Here is a 24484-nt window from a genome sequence, read left to right as displayed (position 1 = left end):
CCCCCAGACCATGACACTCCAACAATTTCTGCTCATCCTGCGGGCCCGCTGGATGATCGCCCTGCTGGCCTTTGCGCTCACCGTGGCCACCACCGTGGCCGTGAGCCTGTACCTGCCCAAGCAATACACCGCCAGTGCGGCGGTGGTGGTCGATGTGCGCTCGCCCGACCCCGTCAGCGGCCTCATGCTGCAAGGCATGATGGCGCCCGGCTACATGGCCACCCAGGTCGACATCATCAACAGCGACCGCGTAGCCCAAGCCGTGGTCAAAAACCTGCGCATGGAAAGCAGCCCCGCCGTGCAAGCCCAGTGGCAAGAAGCCACCCAAGGCAAAGGCCTGCTGCGCGACTGGCTGGCTTCTGCGTTGCAAAAAAGCCTAGACGTAAAGCCCAGCCGCGAGAGCAACGTCATCAACATCAACTACACCGGCGCCGACCCCGAGTTTGCAGCTGCCATTGCCAACGCGTTTGCCCAAGCGTATATGGATGTGAACCTTGATTTGCGTGTAGCCCCTGCCCGCCAGTTTGCAGCGTTTTTTGAAGAGCAAACCAAAACCGCCCGTGGCCGCCTCGAGGCTGCGCAGCAAGCCTTGAGCGACTACCAGCAGGCCAACGGCATTACCTCGGCCGACGAGCGCATGGACTTTGAAACCGCCAAGCTCAACGAGACCAGCAGCCAGCTCACCGGCGTGCAAGCCATGACCACCGACAGCCAAAGCAAGCGCCAAAACACCAAGGCCGACACCGTGGCCGAGGTCATGCAAAGCCCGCTCATCAACGGCCTGAAAGCCGACATTGCCCGCCTCGAAGCCCGCATTACCGAGACCAGCGGCAACCTTGGCAAAAACCACCCGCAAATTTTGCGCAGCGAAGCCGAGCTCGCCACACTCAAGGCCCAGCTCGACGCCGAGACCCGCAAAATCACCGCGTCTATCGACACCACCTACCAAGTGGGCAAGCAGCGCGAGGCCCAGTTGCAAGGCGCCCTGGCTGCCCAAAAGGCCCGTGTGCTGGAGCTCAACAAACAGCGCGACGAGCTCAATGTGCTGCGCCGCGACATCGAGTCCGCCCAGCGCGCCTTTGAGATCGTGAGCCAACGCGCCTCGCAAACCAACATCGAGAGCCAAACCAACCAAACCAATATTGCGGTGCTCAACCCCGCAAGCCCACCACCCTCTCCCTCTAAACCCCGGGTGCTGATCAACGTGTTGGTGTCTGTGTTTTTGGGCACCTTGCTGGGTGTGGGCCTGGCACTGCTGCTAGAGCTGATGAACCGCCGTGTGCGCTCTACCGACGACCTGGTCGAGGCCCTGGAGCTACCCGTGCTGGGCGCCATCAGCTCGGCATCGGGCATGTTTAAACGCACCGCCATTGGAGTACGGGCATGAACAACAGCACCAAAACCATTGGCGACATCTTGGTTGCCACCGGCCGCCTGACGGTAGAAGACGCAGCCCGCGTCGTCGAGCGCCAGCGCAAAGACCAAGTGCAGTTTGGCGAGGCCGCCCTCGCCCTCAAGGTGCTCAGCAAAGACGACATCGACTTTGCCCTCAGCAAGCAGTTTGACTACTCGTACCTCAGCGATCAAGACCAAACCGTTAGCCCCGAGCTGGTAGCCGCCTACAAGCCGTTTAGCCGCGTGGGCGAAAACCTGCGCGCCGTGCGCAGCCAGCTCATGCTACGCTGGTTTAACACCGACCCCGCCCGCAAAGTCATGGCCATCGTGAGCCCCGGCAATGGCGAAGGCCGCAGCTTTGTAGCCGCCAACCTAGCCATTGTGTTTGCCCAACAAGGCGAGCGCACATTGCTGATTGATGCAGACATGCGCTCCAAGCCCGAGCGCGGGCAACAGGCCTTGTTTAAGCTGGGCAAAAGTGCGGGCTTATCGGCCATTTTGGCCAACCGCGCGGGCCTGGAGTCTGCACAGCTCATACCCGGCTTGCCTGGCTTGGCCGTGCTGCCCGCAGGCGCCACACCGCCTAACCCGCAAGAGCTGCTAGGCCGCCCCGCGTTTGGCGACTTGCTGCGCGCAGCCTGCCAGCAGTTTGATGTGATCATCATCGACACCCCCGCCGGCAGCGACTTTGCCGATGCCGAAATCACCGCCGCCCGCGCCGGTGCCGCCCTGCTGGTGGCGCGCCAGCATGTGAGCCTGGTGCCCCGCGCCACCCAACTGGCCCGCCGCCTGCAAGACAGCGGTGTTGCGCTGGTGGGCTCGGTGCTTAACGACGCATGAGCCCTGCCATGAACCCTGTTAACCCAGGCAAACCCGCGCTGCCTGCGCAGCTGCTGGCCTGGCTACCTGCCGTGCTGGGGCTGGCGGTGCTGTACCTGCCCAGCCTGTATGACTTGTTTACCGGCATCTGGGCAAAAGACGAGCAAATGCACGGGCCCATCGTGCTGGGCATATCGTGCTGGCTGATTTACCGCAACTGGCCCGCCATGCTGGAAGCCAGCCACGGCGAGCAACCCAGCGCCTGGGGTTGGCCCCTATTTGTGCTCGGGCTGCTGCTGTATGCGCTAGGCCGCTCGCAAGACATTTTGATTTTTGAAATCGGCTCGGTCATTTGGCTGCTGATTGGTATTGCATTACTCAACCTCGGCCCCAAGGCGCTCAAGGCCCAGTGGTTTGCCTTGTTCTTTATGTTGTTTATGGTGCCGCTGCCCGGCGCGGTGGTGGACACCGTCACCATGCCCATGAAAATGGCTGTGTCTTATGTGGCCGAGCATGTGTTGTTTTGGGTGGGCTACCCGATTGGCCGCAGTGGTGTGATTTTGCAAATCGGGCAATACATGCTGCTGGTGGCAGACGCCTGCGCCGGCCTGCACACCCTGCTGACCCTGGAGGCCTTGGGCCTGCTGTATTTGAACCTGGTGCGGCGCGATTCATTGTTTCGTAACGTAGGCCTTGCAATATTAATCGTGCCCATTTCATTTACCGCCAATGTGATCCGCGTCATGGCGCTGAGCCTGATCACCTACCACTTTGGCGACGAGGCAGGCCAGGGCTTTTTGCACGGTTTTGCGGGCATGGTTTTGTTTTTAAGTGCGTTGTTGCTGATCATCAGCTTTGACAGCTTGTTGGTCACGTTTGAGCAATTCAAGGCCAAGCGCAGCGCCCCCAAAGAGGTTGCGGTATGACGAGCACTCTGAAAAACATTATTTTGTTAGCGCTTATGGTGGGCGCTGCTTGGGTAGCGCACGCCAGCAGGCCCACAGAGCTCATGGCAAAAACCCGGGGCGATGCCAAGCTGGAGGCCATCGTGCCCGCCGCCTTTGGGCCGTGGCGGCAACTCCAGCAGTCGGCGGGGCAAGTGGTGAACCCACAGCAAACAGAGTTGCTGGACAGCCTTTACTCGCAAATCTTGACCCGCACCTATATCAACACCAACGGCAGCGCCGTCATGTTGTCGATTGCCTATGGCGAGAACCAAAGCGATGGCCTCGCACTGCATATTCCTGATGTGTGCTACCCCGCACAAGGCTTCAAGGTTACGGGCAGCAGCAACAGCGTTTTAAGCACCGGCATGGGCGAAATACCTGTGCGGCGCCTGCAAACCGAATTGGGGCAACGCAAAGAGCCACTTACCTACTGGACGACCATCGGCAACAAAGTGGCTCAAGGCGGCACCGCCCGCAAGCTGGAGCAATTGCGCTATGGCTTCCGTGGTCAAATTCCGGATGGCCTGATTTTTCGGGTCTCCAGTATCAATGGCAACACCCCGTTGGCCTATGAATTGCAAGCGCAATTCATCAGCGACCTGCTAGGCGCCATGCAACCCCCACAACGACAATTTTTATCTGGCCTTAACTAAGCAAATACTATGAAAAAAGTAGCACTCATCACCGGCGTGACCGGGCAAGACGGTTCTTATTTGGCAGAGCTCTTGCTCAACAAAGGCTACGAGGTGCACGGCATCAAGCGCCGCGCGTCGAGCTTTAACACTGACCGTATTGACCACCTGTACCAAGACCCGCACGCCACAGGCCGCAACTTCACCCTGCACTATGGTGATTTGACCGACAGCAGCAACCTGATCCGTATCATCCAGCAGGTGCAGCCCGACGAGATTTACAACCTGGGCGCCATGAGCCATGTGGCCGTGAGCTTTGAGAGCCCCGAGTACACCGCCGACGCCGACGGTATGGGCACCCTGCGTATTTTGGAAGCCATCCGCATCCTGGGCCTGGAGAAGAAAACACGCTTTTACCAAGCGTCTACCTCTGAGCTGTATGGCCTGGTGCAAGAAATTCCCCAAAAGGAAACCACCCCTTTCTACCCCCGCAGCCCGTATGCGGTGGCCAAGATGTATGCCTATTGGATTACGGTGAACTACCGCGAAGCCTATGGCATGTACGCCTGCAACGGCATCTTGTTTAACCACGAGAGCCCGCTGCGCGGCGAAACCTTTGTGACCCGCAAGATCACCCGCGCTATCAGCCGCATTGCGCTGGGCCTGCAAGACTGCTTGTATCTGGGCAACATGAGCGCCCTGCGCGACTGGGGCCATGCCCGCGACTATGTAGAAATGCAGTGGCTGATGCTGCAGCAAGACAAGGCAGAAGACTTTGTGATCGCCACCGGTGTGCAATACAGCGTGCGCCAGTTTGTGGAGTTTGCAGCGGCCGAGCTGGGCATCAAGCTAGCCTGGAGCGGCGAGGCAGAAAACGAAATTGGCACCGTAGTAGCCATTATTGGCACAGAGGCCAAGTGCAAGGTGGGCGATGTGATTGTGAAGGTAGACCCCCGCTACTACCGCCCCACTGAAGTGGAAACTCTGTTGGGCGACCCCACCAAGGCCAAAGAAAAACTGGGCTGGGTGCCCACGACCAGCCTGCAAGAGCTGGTAGCTGAAATGGTGCAAGCCGACTTTACGGCTGCCAAGCGCGATGCCCTGGTCAAGCTGGCTGGTTTTCAAACCTACGACCACCACGAGTAAGCCACCCTGCCATGGACAAGAACGCAAAAATTTATGTGGCGGGCCACCGTGGCTTGGTGGGCTCGGCCATTGTGCGCAACCTGCAGGCTGCGGGTTACACCAAGCTGCTGCTGCGCACCCACGCCGAGCTGGACCTGACCAACCAGGTCGCCACCGCCGCTTTTTTTGAAGCCGAAAAGCCCGACTATGTGTTTTTGGCAGCAGCCAAGGTGGGCGGCATTGTGGCCAACAACACTTACCCGGCGGAGTTCATTCGGGACAACTTGCTGATTCAGAGCAACATCATCCACGCGGCCTATGTGAACCAGGTCAAGCGCTTGCTGTTTTTAGGCTCTAGCTGCATTTACCCCAAGCTGGCCCCCCAGCCTATGCGCGAAGAGCACTTGCTGACCGGCCCGCTAGAGCCCACCAACCGCCCGTACGCCTTGGCCAAAATCGCAGGTGTAGAAATGTGCTGGAGCTACAACCGCCAGTACGGCACCAAGTATTTGGCCGCCATGCCCACCAACCTGTATGGCCCGGGCGACAACTACCACCCTGAAAACAGCCACGTTATTCCGGCACTGATCCGCAAGTTCCATGAAGCCAAAGTCAGCGGTGCCAGCAGCGTGACCGTATGGGGCACCGGCACACCGAAGCGCGAGTTTTTGTATAGCGACGACATGGCCGACGCCTGCGTGTTTTTGATGAACCTGCCAGATGACAAGTACGAGAGCTTGCTGGGTAGCGATGAGTCCAAAACCGGCAAGTTTGAGCCACCGCTGATCAACATCGGGGTGGGCCACGATGTGAGCATTAGCGAGCTGGCACAGACGGTGGCCGCCACCGTGGGCTTTACTGGCGGCATTGCCTTTGACACGACCAAGCCGGATGGAACGCCGCGCAAGTTGATGGATGTTGCCCGCTTGCACAGCATGGGGTGGCAAGCACCTACCAAGCTGCCAGCAGGTTTGCAGGTTGCGTACCAAGACTTCCAGTCGGTCGAAAAATCCAAGTAGCAATACCACATGAAACATGACCTGGCGCGCCGGAGTGTTCAGGCCGTTTTCTGGAGCTACTTGGGAGCTGGCGGAAAAATAGCCGCTCAACTTGTCATCCAAATACTGCTGGCTCGCATGCTCGGGCCAGAAGTATTTGGGCAATACGCCGCCGTTCTGGTGGTGATTGGGTTCGGGTGGCTATTCGCTGACAGCGGTTTTGGAGCAGCCTTAGTTCAAAAGAAAGACATCGACGACAACGATGTTGGCTACGCGCTTGGCTGGGTGCTGCTGCTATCGGTTATCACCGGGGCGGCAATCATGGGTCTATCTCCATGGCTGGCAAAAGCCTTGGGGGACTCTGCGCTGATTTTTCCACTCCTGGTGTGCGGCCCCATCATCGTGCTGCAAGCACTGTCCAATATCAGTACCTCGTTGATGCGCCGCAACTTGGATATGAAACGCAGCCAAATCATCCAGCTCATCGCCTACGTTGTTGGCTTTGGCGTGGTCGCCGTAGTTTTGGCTCAGCAAGGCGCAGGTGTATGGAGTCTCGTCATTGGGTTTCTGGTTCAAACACTCATTTCCCTTATTGCAGGCTACTGGGTAGTGCGGCATACCCTTGTGCCTCGCCTTGAAGGTGATGCCGGGCTGCGTAAATTCGGCTTTAGTGTGCTGGGGACCAACCTTGCCAATTGGGCTATCGATAATTTAGACCGCTTCCTCATCGGCCGGCAATGGGGCATAGCGGCCCTCGGGGCTTACTCAGCAGCATCCAACCTCTCACGAGTACCTGTCACCTTATTGGTGTCGTCCTTCCAATCGGTCGTCTTATCGTCAGCATCCCGAGTGCAAGGTGATCACGAGCGTTTGCGCCGGGGCTTCAGTGCAGTGTTATCTTTAGTCAGTGTGGTGACGTTTCCATTGGCGGCAGTGCTGGCACTCAAGGCAGACTTTGTCATACACACACTCTACGGCGACCAATGGGGGCAGGCGGGTGTGCTGTTTGCCGCTTTCTGCGTCGCGCTGCCGTCATACGTGCTTTTGTCGGTCACCGGACCTACTCTTTGGGCAGTAGGTGCCGCTGCAAGTGAATTCAAGGTACAGCTCTTTACCGCCTTTGTTCTTCTCACCGGGCTGCTGCTGCTTGCTGGCCAACCACTTGCTGCAGCGATCTGGCTCATACCCTGTGTCTACCTCTTCAGATTCTTGTTGGTTTATCGCGTATTGGGTCAACGAATCGGACTCGCCCACCGACAAACCCTTCAAGCGATTTCCGGTGGCCTAGTGTTGACTGCCATCGTGATCTGTATTGAGCTAGCTACTACTCAGCTTGCACCGAACCTGTCAAACCCTTTGCTGCTCCATGCAGCCCAAGGCACTCTGCACGCCATCGCTTGCTTAACTATTTTGCGACTTGCTCCACGCTTCTTTATGGGTACTGAACTCTGCACCATGTTGGTGAACCGCCGCAATGAATCCAAAGTGGCCCGCATCGCTTGTCAAATCATCTCGTTGAAAGCTCCCGCACCATGACGATACGCTTTTGCTTGTCACGGGTTCAAGGCCGTGGTGCTGGGCTCGGCAATGAACTCATTCCTTGGGCACGTTCATTTTTGGCGGCACAAATGCTCGGAGCCCAATGCCTGTCGCCAGCGTTTGGCATGAACACTCGCCGCTACTGGCGTCACTTTGGCACTCCACGGTATGACTTTATCGTGAACCGCGCTATCGAAAAACTGTTGCCTGTGGTGCGTTACACAGAGGCCGATTTTTTGCGCCACGGCGGTGGCGATTTTGTAGATGCATTTGCTCCCTTTGCTGAAGAACACAACCTATACAAGCGCGGCCCCTATGTGTTGGTGACTGACGGCATGTGGGGCGGATTCAGGCACATAGCGAAAGCGCGCGACTTTGTTTACAGCACCTTGTACCAAAGCCGCTTTGCCGCCAAAAATCTATTGGCCGTTCAGCGACGACTCGACCCAGCAAAAATTACGGTTGGCATGCATGTAAGGCTTGGCGACTTTGGTGCTGTGCCCACTGAGCTATCCGCCTACCAAGGTAAGTTCAACCTCGCTTTGCCACTGCAGTGGTACCGCACCATTGCAAACAACCTTGTCCGCGAGTTGGGAGACAAAGTGCAATTTCTCATCGTCTCAGACGGCACTGACAAGCAACTTTCCCCCCTGCTAGAAGGTCTGAACGCAGTTACCACCTCCGACTTGCCTGACTCTGATTGCTCTGACCTGCTGGCGCTGGCAAATGCAGACCTGTTGGTCTGCTCAGTTTCGTCTTTCAGCGCGACAGCGGGCTTTCTATCCAAAGCCCCGTATTTTTGGTTCGAACCAAATTTACAAAAGCATCCGAAAGGCTTTTATTCCATTTGGGGGCATGAGCCTGGACAAACAAAGAGGACCAGCCCTACCCAACAAGCATTGAAAGAAGCAAACGGAAAGGTCCTGCAAGGCCGTGGAATAGCGGTTGACATGCTGGGCAACGTGCCTAAGCACCTCGCGAGCGACCTCATAGCGAACAAAGAACGTCTCTTGCAACAGCGCGATCTCATTCAGTACGGCGTTATCTCAATACGCCCTGAGCAACAAGCTATATCAACACAATGAGCAGATCGCATATGCACATAGGATTAGTTGGCCCCATCGCCACGGCAGACATCAAGCATCTACTGAACGGCGATATCGCAAGCCTCCCTAAAGGCTACGCAGGCGGGCCCTTGCTCGCAACACTCATTACCGAGTTACTGGCTCGCGGTCATACGGTGAGCGCCTTCACACTAACCAATGACCTACCACTAAAGGCTGAAGCAGCTGTCACCGTTACCAGTGCGGATAACCGGTTTTCCTTGCACTACGTGCCAATGCGACCCAAAGCGTGGCGGCCCAATGGCTGGTTACTAGGCCGAATCGTGGATCTATTCCGCTTCGAGATCGAAGGACTCAAGCGCGCCATATTGGAGAGCAAGCCCGAGGTTTTGCACGCTCATTGGGTCTATGAGTTCGCTCTCGCAGCAATAAACACAGGCCTACCTCACGTAATTACTTGCCACGACTCCCCGCTTACTATCGCAAAGTTAAACACCAGTAGTCGTCCAACACGCAGCCTGTATCGCTGGTTACGGGTTTTGATGGCGCGTAAAGCTTTTAAGTCAGCCACACACCTGACAGCAGTTTCTCCGTACATGCGGGATGAAGTTCAGGCGATGACCAAAATAGTTATACAGGTGGTACCAAATCCCGTTGACGACCTTGCCATTGCTTTGGCGAAAACTAAAGAGGCCAGCGAAAGCCCTGCAATCGCAATGGTCTGCAATGGCTGGGATGTACGCAAAAACCCAGAACCTGGATTACTTGCGTTTAACAAACTGTTGCAAAGCATGCCCAAGGCGACCATGCATCTTTACGGCAACGACTTTGGGCCCGGGCAAACCGCTGAAACCTGGTGCGTTCGCAGAGGCATTAACAAAGGTATGCACTTCCACGGCCCCATACCTCATAAAAAGTTGCTGCAGGAATTAGCCAAACATGATGTTCTGCTCCACACATCCATAGAAGAGTCGTTTGGTATGGTGATTGCTGAAGCTATGGCTATGGGCCTGCCCGTGGTTGCGGGAGAAACCAGTGGCGCTGTGCCATGGGTGGTTGATAAAAGCGGCACTCTTTGCAACATAAGAGAAATCGAAGCTATCACAGACGCTTTGAAAAAAACACTGACGCCGGAAAACTATGGTTCTATCGCACGAAGTGGTATGGAAACTGTTAAAGCTCGCTTTACAACCAAGGCCGTTACCGATGCATTCGTTGAGACCTACAACGCTGCAATCGCCGAAACAGCACTCTCAGGTCCGAACACGACCAAAAGTAAGGCACCCCTGTGACAGCTCTTTCCTACGCAATTCAGTCTGCTCCATACCTAGCAGCTATTCTGCTCGGGCTGTTAATACCTATAGTTATTTTGTATCTACACAGAAGCTTTAACTTAGGCTTGATCCTGATTTCCACGTCATTTCTAGTAGACACGTGGACTCTTGGTGGCGCAGCTATTAACTTGGGTGTTAATTTATTTTTTGCAGACGCAGTATTTCTTCTGATAGGTTTTAGCGTACTCACCCGATTCTTTCTAACCAAGCCATCTCCAACAAAAAACGTAGCCTGGTATATTTTTGCAGGTCTGGTCTTAGTTAGTACCCTCTCCGGAATAGCTACATTCGGTAGCAGTGCGGGTGTGCAAGCGCGATCCTACTTTTATTTCATAGTGGCCGCGTCATATGCAATGACCTTTTCGATGGATGACCGCAAATTGGGCACCGTATATAAATTCATCACAATAATAGCCTGCGTCTTAATTTCCATTGCCATCTATCGCTGGGTAGTGTATTACTTGCCTATTCTAGCGCTACTACCACCTGGTGGGTCATACAACATTGATGGACCGATCCGAGTGATTTACTCGAACCATGCGTTAGTGATCGCACAAATAATGGTCGGGTCGTTCTTTTTCTCCAATGGAACACCTGCCTTTGCCAACATACGGTTATTTTCTCCGCTATTACTTGGCATGGTGGTGGTATTGCAGCATCGCTCTGTGTGGGTTGCCGCTTTTTCCGGAATCATGGTGAGATTTCTTCTAGGAAAAACGAAAGCTGGCACAGCTACAAGTCAATTTTTATTGGTACTAGCTATTGCTGCATTAACAGCAGTTCCACTTATCGTAAGTGATAAGTTGTCAGGCGTTACTGCGCAGATTAGCAACTCAGCAACCGGAGCTATGTCGGGTGGCGGCACAGGTGGTGAACGCTTAGAAAGCTGGGGCGAGCTTGTGAAGAAGTGGTATGGGGCGGGGCCACGCTCCATATTAATCGGGCAGAGCTTCGGGTCAGACAGCACACGCACCGTAACCAATAGCAGGGGCGAGACAAAGCAAATCAGCTACATCGCACACAACCTCTATATACAGACACTTTTTAATACAGGTTTACTGGGCTTAGCAACATATCTAACGGTAGCACTCTATGTTTTAATTGGACTTTACAGAATATGCAGAACCAAAAGAGATAACCTTCATGCAGAGATACTTTTTGTCGCCCTTGTTATTCAGCATGTTTACTATATACCATACGGAGTTGATTATCTACAAGCGATAATATTTGGTATAGCTTTGGCCTATGTTGCAGACAACAGAATATTGAGCAAAAAAGAGCAGCGCCATCGAGCGCTTAGTAAAGGAACTGTGCTGTGAGTTTGATGCAGCTTATAAACGCAATAGCAATTTGCTTCTTACTGTCTGGCGCTGCAACCGCGACGGATATCTATAAAGAAGCAACTCAATATCCAACTCGGCCGGTTGATGCTGCTTACTTCGGCGTCCACATGCATCGCATCATCGTGCTGCCGCATGAAAGGGCAATACCTACAGCATGGCCTACAGCAGCCTTCGGAAGCTTGCGCCTATGGGACACGGTTACACGCTGGGGAAATATTGCACCCAAAGCAGGCGTCTGGGAGTTCGATCGCATGGACACTTTTGTGAACACGGGTTTACAAAATAATGCGGAGATTTTGTACACCCTGGGTTCCACACCGCAATGGGCCTCTGCTAGGCCACAAGAAAAATGTCCATATGGCTTTGGTTGTGGCGCTGAGCCAGTGCGCCTCGCACATTGGGAAGAATACGTGAGGCGGGTAGTCCAACGATATGGAAACCGAATTGCAGCTTATGAATTATGGAATGAGCCCAAATTCTCAGATTTTTCCCGCGATGTGGGCAAACAAGGATTCTTCACCGGCAGTGTCAAAGACATGGTGGATATGGCTGCAGCCGCTCGAAAAATTATCAATGAGAGCGCGCCAGGAACCAAGCTGTGCACCCCGGGCTTTGTGAATGGCCCCGATCGTTTGGAGCGATTCCTCGCCGAGGGCGGAGCCAAACACGTCCAAGCAATTTGCTACCACTTTTACGCAGAAGGTAGCGAGCACTTCATTAACCAAGTTAGAGAAGTCAGGGCAATTATGGCTCGGCAACAAGTGGAGAACCTTCCACTTTGGAATACGGAAACAGGGGTGGATACGCTGCTACCCACTGATCCACCATCCGGCATAGCAGAGAGAACGCGGGAAGCTGCTGTAGATCGATTACTTCAGTTACTGATCCTTGGCGCTGCAACAGGTATGGAACGCTTTTACTACTACGCGTGGGATAACTCACGTAGCGGAATGGTATCTGCATTTGGGCAGCCACTGGATGGTCTGGATAAACTCAAACGCGTACAAAATTGGATGCTAAATTCGACATTTTCAGGCTGCACCAGCTACTCCGATGTAATTAGTTGCATAGCAAATAACAAAGGGGATAAATATATGTATGTATGGGCTACTAAACCGACGATTACATCATTAAAGATCCCGCAAGGTTTCAAAATTGCAGCGTTTGACAAAATGAGCAATGTTGATGGCCGGTGGAATTTAAAAAGCATTGGCAATGGCAGCCCCCTACCCCTCGACTCCACACCAATTCGCATTTCTCTTTCTTTAAAATAACTATAAGCCCCGATATGTTGAAAGAAACGCCACAAACAAATATTAAGCAAAACGGAAAGATAAGGCTTTGTATATTGCTGACGTACTTTAACCGCAAAGACAAAACTATTGAGTGCTTTAATAAAGTACGGGCAAATTCCCTGCCAGAAAATACCGAAGTTACAGCAGTAGTTGTTGACGATGGAAGTACCGATGGCACTGCGGATGCTTTGCACAGCCAACACCCGTGGATCAATATTGCCCGTGCCGCAGGTAATTTGTATTGGTGCAAAGGTATGCACCAAGCGTTCGATATCGCCCGAAAATCCGATCCCGACTTTTATGTTTGGCTTAACGATGACACCATGCTGCAACCAGATGCCCTTGCGAGACTTCTTGCAACTGAACGCGAATTGCGCGCTGCAGCCGGGCAAGCTGTTGTAGTGGTAGGCAGCACAGTTGACGAGAAAACTGGGCTCTTGACATACGGTGGGTCTAGACGCTTGTCGGCGCTGAAGAGAATGCGCTTTGCTCGTATACAACCATCTGACAAAGCGCAACAGTGCGACGCAATGAATGGGAATTTAGTTCTGGTTTCCAAAGAAGCTGCAAATATTGTGGGCAATTTAGACCCCACCTTTGAGCACGCCATGGGCGACACCGACTACGCATTACGCGCCAACAAACTAGGTGTTCAAGTGTGGGTTGCTCCTGGTGTTTACGGTACCTGTAGCAATAACTCCATTGAGGGCACTTATATGGATGAAAGTTTGCCATTTACACGTCGATGGCAACTCATGATGCACAGAAAGGGTTTGCCCTGGAGGTCTTGGCTTGCACTTACCAGCAGACATGCAGGCCCCGCTTGGCCTTTGTATTTTTGTTGGCCTTATTTGAGTCTGACTCTTGGGTTGTACAAGAAAAAAAAATCCATATAGCACTAGCCCAGCCGAAAAGAAGATTGAATGCCCCAAAAAATCGTCATCATTCAACGCCGACTTACACACTATCGCGTTGCGCTTTTCGAAAGCCTACGGAATGAGTTATGTGGCCGCGGGTTGGAATTAGTACTTGCTTATGGGCAAGGCACTGCAGAAGAAATACGCAAGAACGACAGTGCGGATATTACTTGGGCAGCGCAGCTACCTACCAAATATTTTCTTGGTGGACGAATTTGCTACCAGCCTTTAAATGATCTCTGCGCCGATGCCGCGCTGCTTGTAGTTACCCAAGAAAACAAACTTGTATGTAATCTATGGCATCAGTTTTCTAAGACTCCATACAAAGTAGCGTTTTGGGGGCATGGCGCCAACCTGCAAGGACAGCAACAGTCCTGGCGTGAGCGATTCAAGCGCTTGGTGGCAGCAAAGGTGGACTGGTGGTTTGGTTACACAGAGTTAACACGCCCACGAATCAAGGAATTTGGATTTCCAGACGATCGCGTGACCATTTTGAACAACGCGGTCGACACCCAGGAAATGCGCCAGCACTTTGATGGGATCGATACGCCCGAATTGCAGCGGTGGGCCAATTTGCATGGACTCAGAGATGGCCCCATCGGTATTTTCCTAGGCTCGTTTTACAGTGAGAAGCGCATCGAATTTTTGTTAGATGCAGCCCGCCACATACGTCATCAAGTCCCGGATTTTCAGCTTCTTCTGGTGGGCGCGGGTCCGCAAAAAGCAATGGTCGAAGCCTTTTGCAAGGAGAACCCTTGGGCTCACTTTGCAGGAATGCTCAAAGGCCGTGAAAAGGTGCTTGCACTAGCTAGCTCCACAGTCATGCTGAACCCGGGTTTAGTGGGTTTGGGCATATTGGATTCATTCGTGTGCGAAGTGCCCATGCTCACAACCGACTGCGGCCTTCATAGCCCAGAGATTGTGTATCTAGAGCCGGGCATTAACGGTCTGATAACCGCCAACACTATGGATGACTATGTGCGTGAATCCGTGGCACTACTCCATGACTCTGAACGTCTGAGTGCAATGAAGCTGGAGTGCCGCCGAAGTGCCGCCGAATACACCGTAGAAAACATGGCGCGACATTTCGCGGACGGTGTGGAGCAATGCCTGCAAAGCCCTGGCTATCGAGGGGCGGTGCGCAAATGAAGGTTTTGGTTGTACACAACGCTTACCAGCACAAAGGTGGTGAAGACACCGTCATGGAGGCCGAGGTTGCCCTGCTGCGCAGCAGAGGCCACACAGTTGAGCTGTTCACAAGGCATAACGATGCAATCGCGTCGATGTCCAAGTTAGCAGCTGCAGCCAACACAGTGTGGTCAGGCAATGTGGCGGCGGAGTTCGAAAACACGCTTCGAGCATTTCAGCCAGACGTGGTGCATGTGCACAACACGTTTCCCCTCATATCACCAGCCATCTACTGGGTGGCTGCGCGCTTGCAAGTGCCGGTGCTGCAAACCCTGCACAACTTCAGGCTGATGTGCCCGCAGGCCATGTTTTTGCGCGAGGGCAAGGTATGTGAGGACTGCCTGGGCAAGTTGCCTTGGCGTGGGGCAGCACGCGGTTGTTACCGTGGCTCGGTGCTGCAAAGCACTGTGCTGGCTGGCATGGTGACCGTACACCGCGCTTTGGGCACTTGGCAAAACAAAGTAACGCGCTACATCGCACTCAACGAGTTTTGCCGCGGCAAGTTCATTGAGGGCGGCTTGCCCGCAGAGCGGATTGCAATCAAACCTAACTTTGTAGACTTTGAGCCGCCTCCCACCAGAACGCGGGAGGGCTTTTTGTTCGTGGGCCGCCTGTCTGCCGAAAAAGGGGTGGATGTGCTGGTCAATGCCCAGCGCCAGCTAGAGGGCAGTAGCCTCCGGGTAGCTGGCACAGGGCCTGATGCGGCCATGCTGGACAAAGTGCCCGGCCTAAGCGCACTAGGCGCCCTGCCTATGGAGCAAGTACGGCAAGAGATGAGCGCTGCCGTTGCGTTGGTGTTGCCCAGTATTTGGTATGAGAATTTTCCGCGCACCCTGGTAGAGGCACTGGGTTGCGGGCTACCAGTGATCTCCAGCCGCATCGGTGCGCTAGCAGAGCTGGTTAAGGATGGAGAAACTGGGCTGCTGTTTGAGCCGGGCAACCTGGAAGACTTGGCCCAAAAGATGCGGTGGGCCCTGGCCAACCCAGAGGCCATGGCCGCCATGGGGCGCAATGCGCGACAGCAATACGAAGCGGAATTCACCGCCGAACGTAATTACCAGCAGCTCATGACTATTTATGAATCCGCCATCGCGGAAGTGAAAGCCGGGGGGAACCTATGACACCGGGCAAACAGATTGTTCAGGTGCTGCGGGCACCTATTGACGCAGTTACCTGGCCCGACGCCCTTTCGCGCATCGCCACATGGGCCGCTGCCCGCGAGAGCCGCTATGTTTGTATCTGCAACGCCCACTCGGTGGTAACCGCTGGGCAAGACCCGGCCTTTGGCAACGTGGTGACCCAGGCAGACATGGCCACGCCCGATGGCGCGCCGGTGGCCTGGATGATGCGCAAACTAGGGTTTGCCACCCAGCAGCGCATCAACGGGCCAGACCTGATGTGGAAATACTGCGCGGAAGCCGCGCAGCGCGACGAGTCCATTTACCTGTATGGCGGCACCGAAGAGACGCTGGCCATATTGCAAACCAAGATGGCAAACGCGTTCCCGGCACTGCGGGTGGCAGGGGCGTATTCGCCGCCATTCAGAGCCCTTACCCCGGCCGAAGACGCCGCAGTGGTAGAGCGCATTAACGCATCGGGCGCAGGCACGGTGTGGGTGAGCTTGGGCTGCCCCAAGCAAGAGCTGTGGATGGCCGCGCACCGCGGGCGCATTCAGGCGGTGATGGTGGGGGTGGGCGCTGCGTTTGATTACCACGCGGGCACCATTCAGCGGGCGCCGCTGTGGATGCAAAACGCGGGCCTGGAATGGCTGCACCGGCTGGTGTCAGAGCCGCGCCGCTTATGGAAGCGCTACCTGGTAACCAACACCTTGTTTATTGCGGGCGCAGCCCGCCAACTGCTCACGCGCCGCCATGCTGAGTAAAGACGTTTTTTTGGGGGTAGTAGACGCGGCACCCTTGGTAGCCATGGACATGGTGGTCGTGCGCGGGGGCACCGAGATATTGCTGGGCCTGCGCAACAACCGGCCGGCCCAAGGCTACTGGTTTGTGCCGGGTGGGCGCATCCGCAAAAACGAGCCCATGCAAGCCGCACTGGCGCGGGTGGCCCAAGACGAGTTGGGCCTGCAACTGGCGGCCTTGCCGGTGCCGCCGCGCCATATCGGTGCCTTTGAGCACTTTTACACGGACTGTTTTACGGGGGACAACGGGGTCTCGACCCACTATGTGGTCATGGGTAACTTGATAGCCCTGCCAGCGGGCACCGAGCTGGCTGCCGCCGATGCCCAGCACAGCGCGCTACGCTGGTGGCCGCTGGCCCAGGCGCAGGCCTCCGAGCAAGTGCACCGCTTTACCAAAGACTATGTGGATGCTATTTTGCTATCAAATATGTAGCTAGTGGCGCAGGTTATATATGCGCTACAGGCATTTTTTGCTTAAATTAGAGAGGGAGTGAGTTATGAAAATTACCGTGATCGGAACCGGCTACGTGGGCCTGGTGTCAGGCGCTTGTTTTGCTGATGTGGGCAACGATGTGTTGTGCCTGGATGTGGACCCGGCCAAGATCAAGATTTTGGAGGATGGCGGCATTCCTATCTATGAGCCGGGCCTGCAAGAGATGGTCAAGCGCAATGTGGCAGCGGGCCGCTTGCACTTCACCACCGATGTAGAGAAAGCCGCCCACTTTGGCACGGTGCAGTTCATTGCAGTGGGCACCCCGCCTGATGAAGACGGCTCGGCCGACATGAAATATGTGATTGCCGCCGCCCGCAACATCGGCAAGTACATGACCGACTACAAGGTGGTGGTAGACAAGAGCACCGTGCCCGTGGGCACCGCCGACCGGGTAAAGGCGGCTATTGCCGACGAACTGGCCAAGCGCGGGGTGAACACGCCGTTTAGCGTGGTGAGCAACCCCGAGTTTTTGAAAGAAGGCGCCGCCATTGACGACTTTATGCGCCCCGACCGCATTGTGGTGGGCTGCGAGGACGAGCAAGCGGCGCTGAACATGCGCGCGCTGTATGCGCCGATTCAGCGCAACCACGACCGCCTGATCGTGATGGACATTCGCAGTGCAGAGCTGACCAAATACGCCGCCAACGCCATGCTGGCGACCCGCATCAGCTTTATGAACGAGCTGGCCAACCTGGCCGAAAAGCTGGGCGCTGATATTGAAAACGTGCGCAAGGGCATTGGCTCGGACCCGCGCATTGGCTACGACTTTTTGTATGCCGGTGCGGGCTATGGCGGCTCGTGCTTTCCCAAAGACGTGCAGGCCTTGGTAAAAACAGCGCAAGACGACGCTGGCATTCACCTGCAGGTGCTGACTGCGGTAGAGGCGGCCAACGACGCCCAAAAACGGGTACTGGGCGGCAAGGTGCTCAAACGCTTTGGCGCCAATTTGACGGGCAAGCACTTTGCCCTGTGGGGCTTGGCCTTTAAGGCCAACACCGATGACATGCGCAAGGCCACCAGCCGCGATGTAATTCAAGACCTGCTGGATGCGGGCGCGACGGTGACCGCCTATGACCCGGTGGCCATGAAAGAAGCGCAACACTGCTTCCCCGACGAGCCGCGCCTGAGCTATGCCGATAGCCAGACGGCTGCGCTGGAGGGGGCGGATGCGCTCATCATCGTGACCGAGTGGCGCGAGTTCCGCAGCCCTGATTTTGAGAACATCAAGGCCAAGCTCAAGCAGCCGGTGATTTTTGACGGCCGCAACCTGTACGACCCCAAGCTGGTGCGCAGCATGGGCATTGAGTACCAAGCTATCGGACGCTAACGCCATGACCGTGTTGACCCTGCAAGATTTGGCCATCCAATCCGGCGTGGCATTTGGCACCAGCGGTGCGCGCGGCAAGGTGGTAGACATGACCCCCAGCCTGTGCCACGCCTACACCACCGCGTTTTTGAATGCGGTGGTGCCCAAGGCCACCACGATTGTGCTGGGCCACGATTTGCGCCCCAGCAGCCCGGCCATTGCAGCGGCCTGCGCAGCAGCCATTCAGAGCTTGGGCATGCAGGTGGTGTACGGCGGCGCCCTGCCCACACCGGCACTGGCGCTGTATGCGGCGCAGCTGGGCGCACCGGCAATTGTGGTGACCGGCAGCCATATTCCGTTTGATCGCAATGGCATCAAGTTTTACCGCGAGGAAGGCGAGATCACCAAAGCCGATGAGCGCGCCATGCTGGACTTTTTGGTGGGCGTGCCCAAGGGCTTGAAGCTCCCTGCCCTGCCCGCCCCGGACCCGCGCGTGGAGCAGGCCTATGTGCGCCGCTACCTGGATTTTTTTGGCGCCGATGCCCTGGCCGGCGAGACGATTGCGGTCTACGAGCACAGCAGCGTGGCGCGCGATGTGCTGCGCGTAATTTTGGAAGGCCTGGGCGCCGAGGTGATTTCGCTGGGCCGGACCGATGTGTTTGTGCCGATCGACACCGAGGCGGTGCGCCATGAGGACATTGAGCAGGCCCGCGAGTGGGCGGAGCTGCACGACTTTGACGCCATTGTGTCTACCGACGGCGACGCCGATCGCCCCCTGATTGGCGACGAGCGCGGCGAGTGGCTGCGCGGCGATGTGGTGGGTATTTTGACGGCGCAACAGCTCCAGGCGACTGCCGTGGTCACCCCGGTGAGCAGCAACAGCGCCCTGGAGAGCACCCGGAGTTTTGCGCAGGTGGTGCGCACCCGCATTGGCTCGCCCTATGTGATTGAAGGCATGCAAAACGCCGCCAAGGCCGGCGCCAATGTGGTGGTGGGCTTTGAGGCCAACGGTGGCTTTTTGCTGGGTAGCCAAGTGCTGCGCGACGGCCGCCGCTTGGGGCCCCTGCCTACCCGCGATGCGGTGTTGCCCATGCTGGCCCTGCTGTGCGGCGCCAAGGCGGGCAAGTTCAAGATGTCAGAGGTGGGCTACCGCCTGCCCAAGCGGTTTACCGCGAGCGACCGGATTCAAAACTTTGCCACTGCCAGCAGCTTGGCGCTGATCGTGCGCTTGCGCATGGACCACGCGGCCTTGCGCGAGCTGCTGGCCCCGCACGCGGGCGAGGTAATGTCGGTTGACGAGACCGATGGCTTGCGGGTGCTGTTTGCGTCAGGCGACATCGTGCACCTGCGCCCCAGCGGCAACGCCCCCGAGCTGCGCTGCTACGCCGAAAGCACCACGGTCGATCAAGCCAAGCAGCTGTGCGACGACTGCTTGCTGCGGGTGCTGAAGGTGGCCGCGTAAAGCAGCCCTAAGCCGGCCAGCAACAGTGCATAGGTTGCGGGCTCGGGCACCGGGCTAATGGTGAGGGCGATGTTGTCAACGCCCACATAGCGGGCGTTGTTGCTACCGATTCCGCTGAGGTGGACGGAGGTCAGGCCGGTAAAGCCGGTAAAAAACTCGCTGCCGTAGTGCACAAAGCGGCCGGGGGTGAGGGCCAGAGGCTGGCTTGCCTGCACCAAGCTGCCATCGGCCTTGGTACCGGTGATACGGATCGAGAACTGGTCGGCAAGCTGGCCGCCCCCGAAGCCCAAGGGGCCTGCCAGTTCAAGACTTTGCAACGCAAAAGTGCCAGTAGTGCCGGGCGCGAGGGATAGGGTTTCGCTCTGCTCACTCAGGCCGTAGTAGCCCAAAAATTTACCCTCCGGCGCAGGAGCCAACAGGTAGCCGGCCCCGCTGAGTACAAAGTGGGTATCTGTGCTGTGTTGCAACTGCACACCTGCAGCCAGGGTGCCGGTGGGGCTAGCGAGGTCATCAAACGTCAGGGTGAGGGCTTGGGCCCCGGCCCCGCCTGCACATAGCAGTGCGGCTGCGGTGGTGAGGGTGGAGGCAATCGCCCGGAAGGCGCTGAAAAGCGGCATGGTGATCTCCAGAAAAGTGCGTGTCAAAGAATGCCGATCAGGGTGGCATCGGCAGAGGTGCCGTTGGGGCCGTTGAGGGTGCAAACCACGGTTTGCCCCTCGGGTACCGGCAGGGGCAGCCCGCCACCCAGGCTGTAGTTGGCTGGTAAGCCGCCTTGCAGGAGCAAGGCGCCGTCCGCGCAATCGGTAATGGCAACGCCTTTGCTGGCGTTGGCTTTGCGAGTAGCCACATTGATGGCCGAGCCGGCAGAGATGGCACCGGCTACGCCCAAGGTGGCGGCGGTTTGGGCGTCAGTGCGCAAGTCCACAAACTTGGGGATCGCCACCGCGGACAAAACACCGAGGATGACGATCACCATGACGAGTTCTATCAAGGTGAAACCGGTTTGCGAATAACGTGGGTTCGATGTAACGCGCATAGTGGGCTGTAGTGGAAAGCTGTAACCAGTTGTTACCGCATAGTAGTTCGGCACAACGGGTAGGGAAATAGTCCGGATGGATGAGCCGAATGGACTAATGGCGACGGAATGACTACCTGGACCTGACTAAGAAAGATAATCCACAGACCCATCAATGTTTGAGAGATAGAGAAGATGACAATTCTGGTTACCGGCGGCGCCGGCTTCATCGGCAGCAACTTTGTGCTCGATTGGCTGGCCCAGTCCAACGAGACGGTGATCAACCTCGACAAGTTGACATACGCCGGCAACCTGCAAAACCTGGCCTCGGTGTCCGACAACCCGGCGCACGTTTTTGTGCAAGGCGACATTGGCGATGCGGAGCTGATCAGCCGTTTGCTGCAAGAGCACCAGCCACGCGCGGTGCTGAACTTTGCCGCAGAGAGCCATGTGGACCGCTCGATCCACGGGCCGGGCGAGTTTATTCAAACCAATATTGTGGGCACTTTTCACTTGCTGGAAAGCGTGCGGTCGTATTGGGGCGCCCTGAGGGAAGACGCCAAAGCCGCGTTCCGGTTTTTGCATGTGTCCACCGACGAGGTGTACGGCTCGCTAGCCAAAACAGACCCGGCTTTTGCAGAAACCAACCGGTACGAGCCCAATAGCCCATACAGCGCAAGCAAAGCCGCCAGCGACCACTTGGTGCGGGCCTATCACCACACCTATGGTCTGCCGGTGCTCACGACCAACTGCAGCAACAACTACGGGCCCTTCCACTTTCCGGAAAAGCTGATTCCGCTGCTGATCGTGAACGCGCAAGCGGGCAAGGCCTTGCCGGTGTACGGGGACGGTCAGCAGATCCGCGATTGGCTGTATGTCAAAGACCATTGCAGCGCCATTCGCCGGGTGCTGGAGGCAGGTGTGCTGGGTGAAACCTATAACGTGGGTGGCTGGAACGAGAAGCCGAACCTCGACATCGTGCACACCGTCTGCGCCCTGCTGGATGAGCTTAAGCCCCGCGCGGACGGCAAACCCTACCAAGAGCAAATTACGTTTGTGACCGACCGGCCCGGCCATGACCGCCGCTATGCGATTGATGCCCGCAAGATTGAGCAGCAGCTGGGCTGGAAGCCGGCGGAAACATTTGAGACCGGCATCCGCAAAACGGTGCAGTGGTACTTGGACAACCCGCAATGGGTAGACAACGTGCTGAGTGGTGGTTACCGCGATTGGGTGAGCAAGCAGTATGGCGCGACCGGAGCAACCCCCAGCGTCCAGGCAGCCGCATGAAGATTTTGCTGTTAGGCCGTAGCGGCCAGGTGGGCTGGGAGTTGCAGCGGTCGTTGAGCGTGTTGGGTGAAGTGGTGGCGCTGGGCTCGGATGCAAGCCAGAACCCGCAGGGGTTGTGCGGCGACTTGACCGATTTGGCCGGCTTGGAAACCACGGTGATGGCGGTACGCCCTGACGTAATAGTGAACGCGGCAGCGCACACTGCCGTAGACAAAGCCGAGAGCGAGCCGGAGCTTGCAAGAGCCATCAATGCGCTAGCCCCCGCGATGCTTGCGCAGGCTGCTATCAAAACAGGAGCGTGGCTGGTGCACTACAGCACCGACTACGTGTTTGACGGCAGTGGTAACACGCCATGGGCCGAGAGCGATGCGACCGGCCCTCTGAGCGTGTACGGGCAAACCAAGCTCGAAGGCGAGCAGGCGGTTGCCCTGAACCCCAAGCATTTGATTTTGCGAACCAGCTGGGTGTATGCGGCCCGGGGTGGCAACTTTGCGAAGACCATGTTGCGCTTGGCTGGGGAGCGCGAGTCGCTAACCGTGATTAACGACCAGTTCGGGGCCCCTACCTCGGCCGAGTTGCTGGCCGATGTGACGGCCCACGCCCTACGCACTCTGCAAACCCGCCCTGAATTGGCAGGCCTGTACCACTGCATTGCCGCTGGCGAGACCACCTGGCACGGCTACGCGCAGTGGGTGTTGACGGAGGCCGCTGCTCTGGGCCTGCCGCTCAAAGCCACTGCGGACAAAGTGGCGCCTACGCCCACCAGCAGCTACCCCACACCAGCCAAGCGCCCGTTGAACTCGCGTCTGGACACCCGCAAGCTCCAAGCGGCGTTTGGCTTGACGCTGCCTTCGTGGCAGGTGGGCGTGAAACGGATGTTGATTGAAATTTCAGGGAAGTAAAACGATGAGTAATCCATCTCAAAGCAGCGGGGCGAAAGCCCGCAAGGGCATCATCTTGGCGGGTGGCTCAGGCACGCGCCTGTACCCCTCGACACAGGCTGTCAGCAAGCAACTGCTGCCGATCTATGACAAGCCAATGATTTACTACCCCTTGAGTGTGCTGCTGCTGGCAGGCATCAAGGAGGTGCTGGTGATCAGCACACCGCAAGATACCCCCCGCTTTGAGCAGTTGTTGGGTGACGGCAGCCAGTGGGGCATTCACATTGAGTACGCAGTGCAGCCCTCGCCCGACGGGCTGGCGCAGGCGTTTTTGATTGGCGAGAAGTTTTTGGATGGCGCGCCCAGTGCACTTGTGTTGGGCGACAACATTTTTTACGGACACGACTTTGCAGGGCTGCTGCAAAGCGCGACCGCTCAAACCAGCGGTGCCACTGTTTTTGCCTATGCTGTGAATGACCCGGAACGCTATGGCGTGGTTGAGTTTGACGCAGCAGGCAAAGCCATGAGCCTCGAGGAAAAGCCCAAGGAACCCAAATCGCGCTATGCGGTGACCGGGCTCTATTTTTATGATGCACAGGTCGTGGAGATGGCCAAGCAGGTAAAGCCCTCGGCACGCGGCGAGCTGGAGATCACCGACCTGAACCGCATGTACCTGGAGCGCGGAACCTTGGATGTGCAGACCATGGGCCGCGGCTATGCCTGGCTGGATACAGGAACCCACGAGTCGATGCTGGAGGCGAGCCAGTTCATCCACACCATCGAAAACCGCCAAGGCTTGAAAGTGGCCTGCCCCGAAGAAATTGCATGGCGTAGCGGCTGGATTGACGATGCCCAATTGCAACTGCTGGCCCAGCCACTGGCCAAGTCCGGCTACGGCCAGTACTTGCTGCGTTTGTTGAAAGAGAAGGTTTTTTGATGCAAGTCACCCGAACCGCCATTGCGGATGTATTGCTGCTAGAGCCCAAAGTATTTGGCGATGAACGCGGCTTTTTCTTTGAGAGTTTTAACGAGCGCGTGTTTCGTGAAGCCACCGGAGTGACGCTGCCTTTTGTGCAGGATAACCACTCCAAGTCGGGCTATGGGGTGCTGCGCGGACTGCACTACCAAACCGAAAACCCCCAGGGCAAACTGGTGCGGGCGGCGCAGGGCGAGGTTTTTGATGTGGCAGTGGATATCCGGCCAGACTCGCCGACCTACGGAAAATGGGTGGGCGAGATACTCTCGGCCTCCAACAAGCGGCAACTGTGGGTACCACCGGGACTGGCGCATGGTTTTGTGGTGTTGTCGGAAACCGCTGAGTTTTTGTACAAAACCACCGACTACTACGCACCCGCTTTTGAGAAATGTATTGCCTGGAACGACCCTACTTTGGCAATCGAGTGGCCCGCCCTGTCTATAGCGCCCAAGCTGTCTGCCAAGGATATGGCGGGGGATTCTTTCGCCTCCTTGTGAAAAGCACCACGCTTGGGGAATGAAAATTCGTAACGGGGTGATTCCGGCCC

The 24484-nt window shown here is 56.5% G+C and carries 24 protein-coding genes; 22 read left to right on the top strand and 2 right to left on the bottom strand.

Annotation, left to right across the window (positions count from 1 at the left end):
- The first annotated feature begins 10 nt into the window (after positions 1 to 10).
- From epsF to U5L73_RS06200, 18 genes are all read left to right on the top strand, one after another.
- Entirely contained in the window at positions 11 to 1387 is a 1377-nt protein-coding gene (gene epsF, locus U5L73_RS06285; RefSeq protein WP_322561543.1) for a chain length determinant protein EpsF, read from the top strand.
- The gene (gene epsG, locus U5L73_RS06280; protein ID WP_322561542.1) at positions 1384 to 2235 is read left to right on the top strand and encodes a chain length determinant protein tyrosine kinase EpsG; all 852 of its coding nucleotides are present in this window, start codon (positions 1384 to 1386) and stop codon (positions 2233 to 2235) included. Before epsF ends, epsG begins: the two co-directional genes overlap by 4 nt.
- Before the next feature lie 8 nt (positions 2236 to 2243).
- A complete protein-coding gene (xrtB, locus tag U5L73_RS06275; protein WP_322561541.1) occupies positions 2244 to 3140 on the top strand; it encodes an exosortase B in 897 nt (298 codons plus the stop codon).
- On the top strand, positions 3137 to 3814 hold the full coding sequence (epsI, locus tag U5L73_RS06270) for an exosortase-associated protein EpsI, B-type (RefSeq protein WP_322561540.1): 678 nt from the start codon (positions 3137 to 3139) through the stop codon (positions 3812 to 3814). Before xrtB ends, epsI begins: the two co-directional genes overlap by 4 nt.
- 9 nt (positions 3815 to 3823) lie before the next feature.
- Entirely contained in the window at positions 3824 to 4939 is a 1116-nt protein-coding gene (gene gmd, locus U5L73_RS06265) for a GDP-mannose 4,6-dehydratase (RefSeq protein WP_322561539.1), read from the top strand.
- Positions 4940 to 4950: 11 nt separating this feature from the next.
- Positions 4951 to 5937: a GDP-L-fucose synthase gene (locus tag U5L73_RS06260; RefSeq protein WP_322561538.1), complete on the top strand. Its 987-nt coding sequence runs from the start codon at positions 4951 to 4953 to the stop codon at positions 5935 to 5937.
- Between the two features lie 9 nt (positions 5938 to 5946).
- Positions 5947 to 7452 (top strand): lipopolysaccharide biosynthesis protein, encoded by a 1506-nt coding sequence (locus U5L73_RS06255; RefSeq protein ID WP_322561537.1) that lies wholly within the window; start codon positions 5947 to 5949, stop codon positions 7450 to 7452.
- 128 nt (positions 7453 to 7580) lie between these two features.
- Entirely contained in the window at positions 7581 to 8540 is a 960-nt protein-coding gene (locus U5L73_RS06250; RefSeq protein ID WP_322561536.1) for a hypothetical protein, read from the top strand.
- 11 nt (positions 8541 to 8551) lie between these two features.
- Positions 8552 to 9811: a glycosyltransferase family 4 protein gene (locus tag U5L73_RS06245; RefSeq protein ID WP_322561535.1), complete on the top strand. Its 1260-nt coding sequence runs from the start codon at positions 8552 to 8554 to the stop codon at positions 9809 to 9811.
- Positions 9808 to 11172 carry an O-antigen ligase family protein gene (locus U5L73_RS06240; protein ID WP_322561534.1) on the top strand — a complete coding sequence of 455 codons (1365 nt, stop codon included), beginning with the start codon at positions 9808 to 9810 and terminating at the stop codon, positions 11170 to 11172. The genes U5L73_RS06245 and U5L73_RS06240 overlap by 4 nt, the downstream gene beginning before the upstream one ends.
- Positions 11169 to 12470 carry a hypothetical protein gene (locus U5L73_RS06235; protein ID WP_322561533.1) on the top strand — a complete coding sequence of 434 codons (1302 nt, stop codon included), beginning with the start codon at positions 11169 to 11171 and terminating at the stop codon, positions 12468 to 12470. Before U5L73_RS06240 ends, U5L73_RS06235 begins: the two co-directional genes overlap by 4 nt.
- A 14-nt stretch (positions 12471 to 12484) precedes the next feature.
- Positions 12485 to 13387 carry a glycosyltransferase family 2 protein gene (locus U5L73_RS06230; RefSeq protein WP_322561532.1) on the top strand — a complete coding sequence of 301 codons (903 nt, stop codon included), beginning with the start codon at positions 12485 to 12487 and terminating at the stop codon, positions 13385 to 13387.
- A gap of 27 nt (positions 13388 to 13414) precedes the next feature.
- A complete protein-coding gene (locus U5L73_RS06225) occupies positions 13415 to 14557 on the top strand; it encodes a glycosyltransferase family 4 protein (protein WP_322561531.1) in 1143 nt (380 codons plus the stop codon).
- Positions 14554 to 15717: a glycosyltransferase family 4 protein gene (locus U5L73_RS06220; RefSeq protein ID WP_322561530.1), complete on the top strand. Its 1164-nt coding sequence runs from the start codon at positions 14554 to 14556 to the stop codon at positions 15715 to 15717. The genes U5L73_RS06225 and U5L73_RS06220 overlap by 4 nt, the downstream gene beginning before the upstream one ends.
- Complete coding sequence (locus U5L73_RS06215; RefSeq protein ID WP_322561529.1) at positions 15714 to 16478, top strand: WecB/TagA/CpsF family glycosyltransferase; 765 nt, start codon at positions 15714 to 15716, stop codon at positions 16476 to 16478. Before U5L73_RS06220 ends, U5L73_RS06215 begins: the two co-directional genes overlap by 4 nt.
- A complete protein-coding gene (locus U5L73_RS06210) occupies positions 16468 to 16947 on the top strand; it encodes a GDP-mannose mannosyl hydrolase (RefSeq protein WP_322561528.1) in 480 nt (159 codons plus the stop codon). The genes U5L73_RS06215 and U5L73_RS06210 overlap by 11 nt, the downstream gene beginning before the upstream one ends.
- Before the next feature lie 64 nt (positions 16948 to 17011).
- Positions 17012 to 18334: a UDP-glucose/GDP-mannose dehydrogenase family protein gene (locus U5L73_RS06205; protein WP_322561527.1), complete on the top strand. Its 1323-nt coding sequence runs from the start codon at positions 17012 to 17014 to the stop codon at positions 18332 to 18334.
- Positions 18335 to 18338: 4 nt separating this feature from the next.
- Positions 18339 to 19775 (top strand): phosphomannomutase, encoded by a 1437-nt coding sequence (locus U5L73_RS06200; RefSeq protein ID WP_322561526.1) that lies wholly within the window; start codon positions 18339 to 18341, stop codon positions 19773 to 19775.
- Here U5L73_RS06200 and U5L73_RS06195 read toward each other — a convergent pair.
- Both U5L73_RS06195 and U5L73_RS06190 read right to left on the bottom strand, forming a co-directional pair.
- Entirely contained in the window at positions 19718 to 20392 is a 675-nt protein-coding gene (locus U5L73_RS06195) for a PEP-CTERM sorting domain-containing protein (protein WP_322561525.1), read from the bottom strand. The genes U5L73_RS06200 and U5L73_RS06195 overlap by 58 nt on opposite strands.
- A 23-nt stretch (positions 20393 to 20415) precedes the next feature.
- Positions 20416 to 20811 carry a pilin gene (locus U5L73_RS06190; protein WP_322561524.1) on the bottom strand — a complete coding sequence of 132 codons (396 nt, stop codon included), beginning with the start codon at positions 20809 to 20811 and terminating at the stop codon, positions 20416 to 20418.
- A gap of 174 nt (positions 20812 to 20985) precedes the next feature.
- On the opposite strand from U5L73_RS06190, the gene rfbB reads away from it, so the two are divergent.
- The 4 genes from rfbB to rfbC are packed head-to-tail and all read left to right on the top strand — an operon-like array spanning position 20986 to position 24434.
- Positions 20986 to 22080 carry a dTDP-glucose 4,6-dehydratase gene (gene rfbB / locus U5L73_RS06185; protein WP_322561523.1) on the top strand — a complete coding sequence of 365 codons (1095 nt, stop codon included), beginning with the start codon at positions 20986 to 20988 and terminating at the stop codon, positions 22078 to 22080.
- Positions 22077 to 22982: a dTDP-4-dehydrorhamnose reductase gene (rfbD, locus tag U5L73_RS06180; protein WP_322561522.1), complete on the top strand. Its 906-nt coding sequence runs from the start codon at positions 22077 to 22079 to the stop codon at positions 22980 to 22982. Before rfbB ends, rfbD begins: the two co-directional genes overlap by 4 nt.
- A gap of 4 nt (positions 22983 to 22986) precedes the next feature.
- Entirely contained in the window at positions 22987 to 23898 is a 912-nt protein-coding gene (rfbA, locus tag U5L73_RS06175) for a glucose-1-phosphate thymidylyltransferase RfbA (protein WP_322561521.1), read from the top strand.
- Positions 23898 to 24434 carry a dTDP-4-dehydrorhamnose 3,5-epimerase gene (rfbC, locus tag U5L73_RS06170; RefSeq protein ID WP_322561520.1) on the top strand — a complete coding sequence of 179 codons (537 nt, stop codon included), beginning with the start codon at positions 23898 to 23900 and terminating at the stop codon, positions 24432 to 24434. The genes rfbA and rfbC overlap by 1 nt, the downstream gene beginning before the upstream one ends.
- Positions 24435 to 24484: the final 50 nt, after the last annotated feature.

The sequence above is a fragment of the Rhodoferax sp. genome (assembly GCF_034520025.1).
In the GTDB taxonomy this organism is placed as follows: domain Bacteria; phylum Pseudomonadota; class Gammaproteobacteria; order Burkholderiales; family Burkholderiaceae_C; genus Allorhodoferax.
The sequence above is the reverse complement of the archived record's forward strand: the minus strand, read 5'-3'. Positions and strand labels throughout refer to the sequence as shown.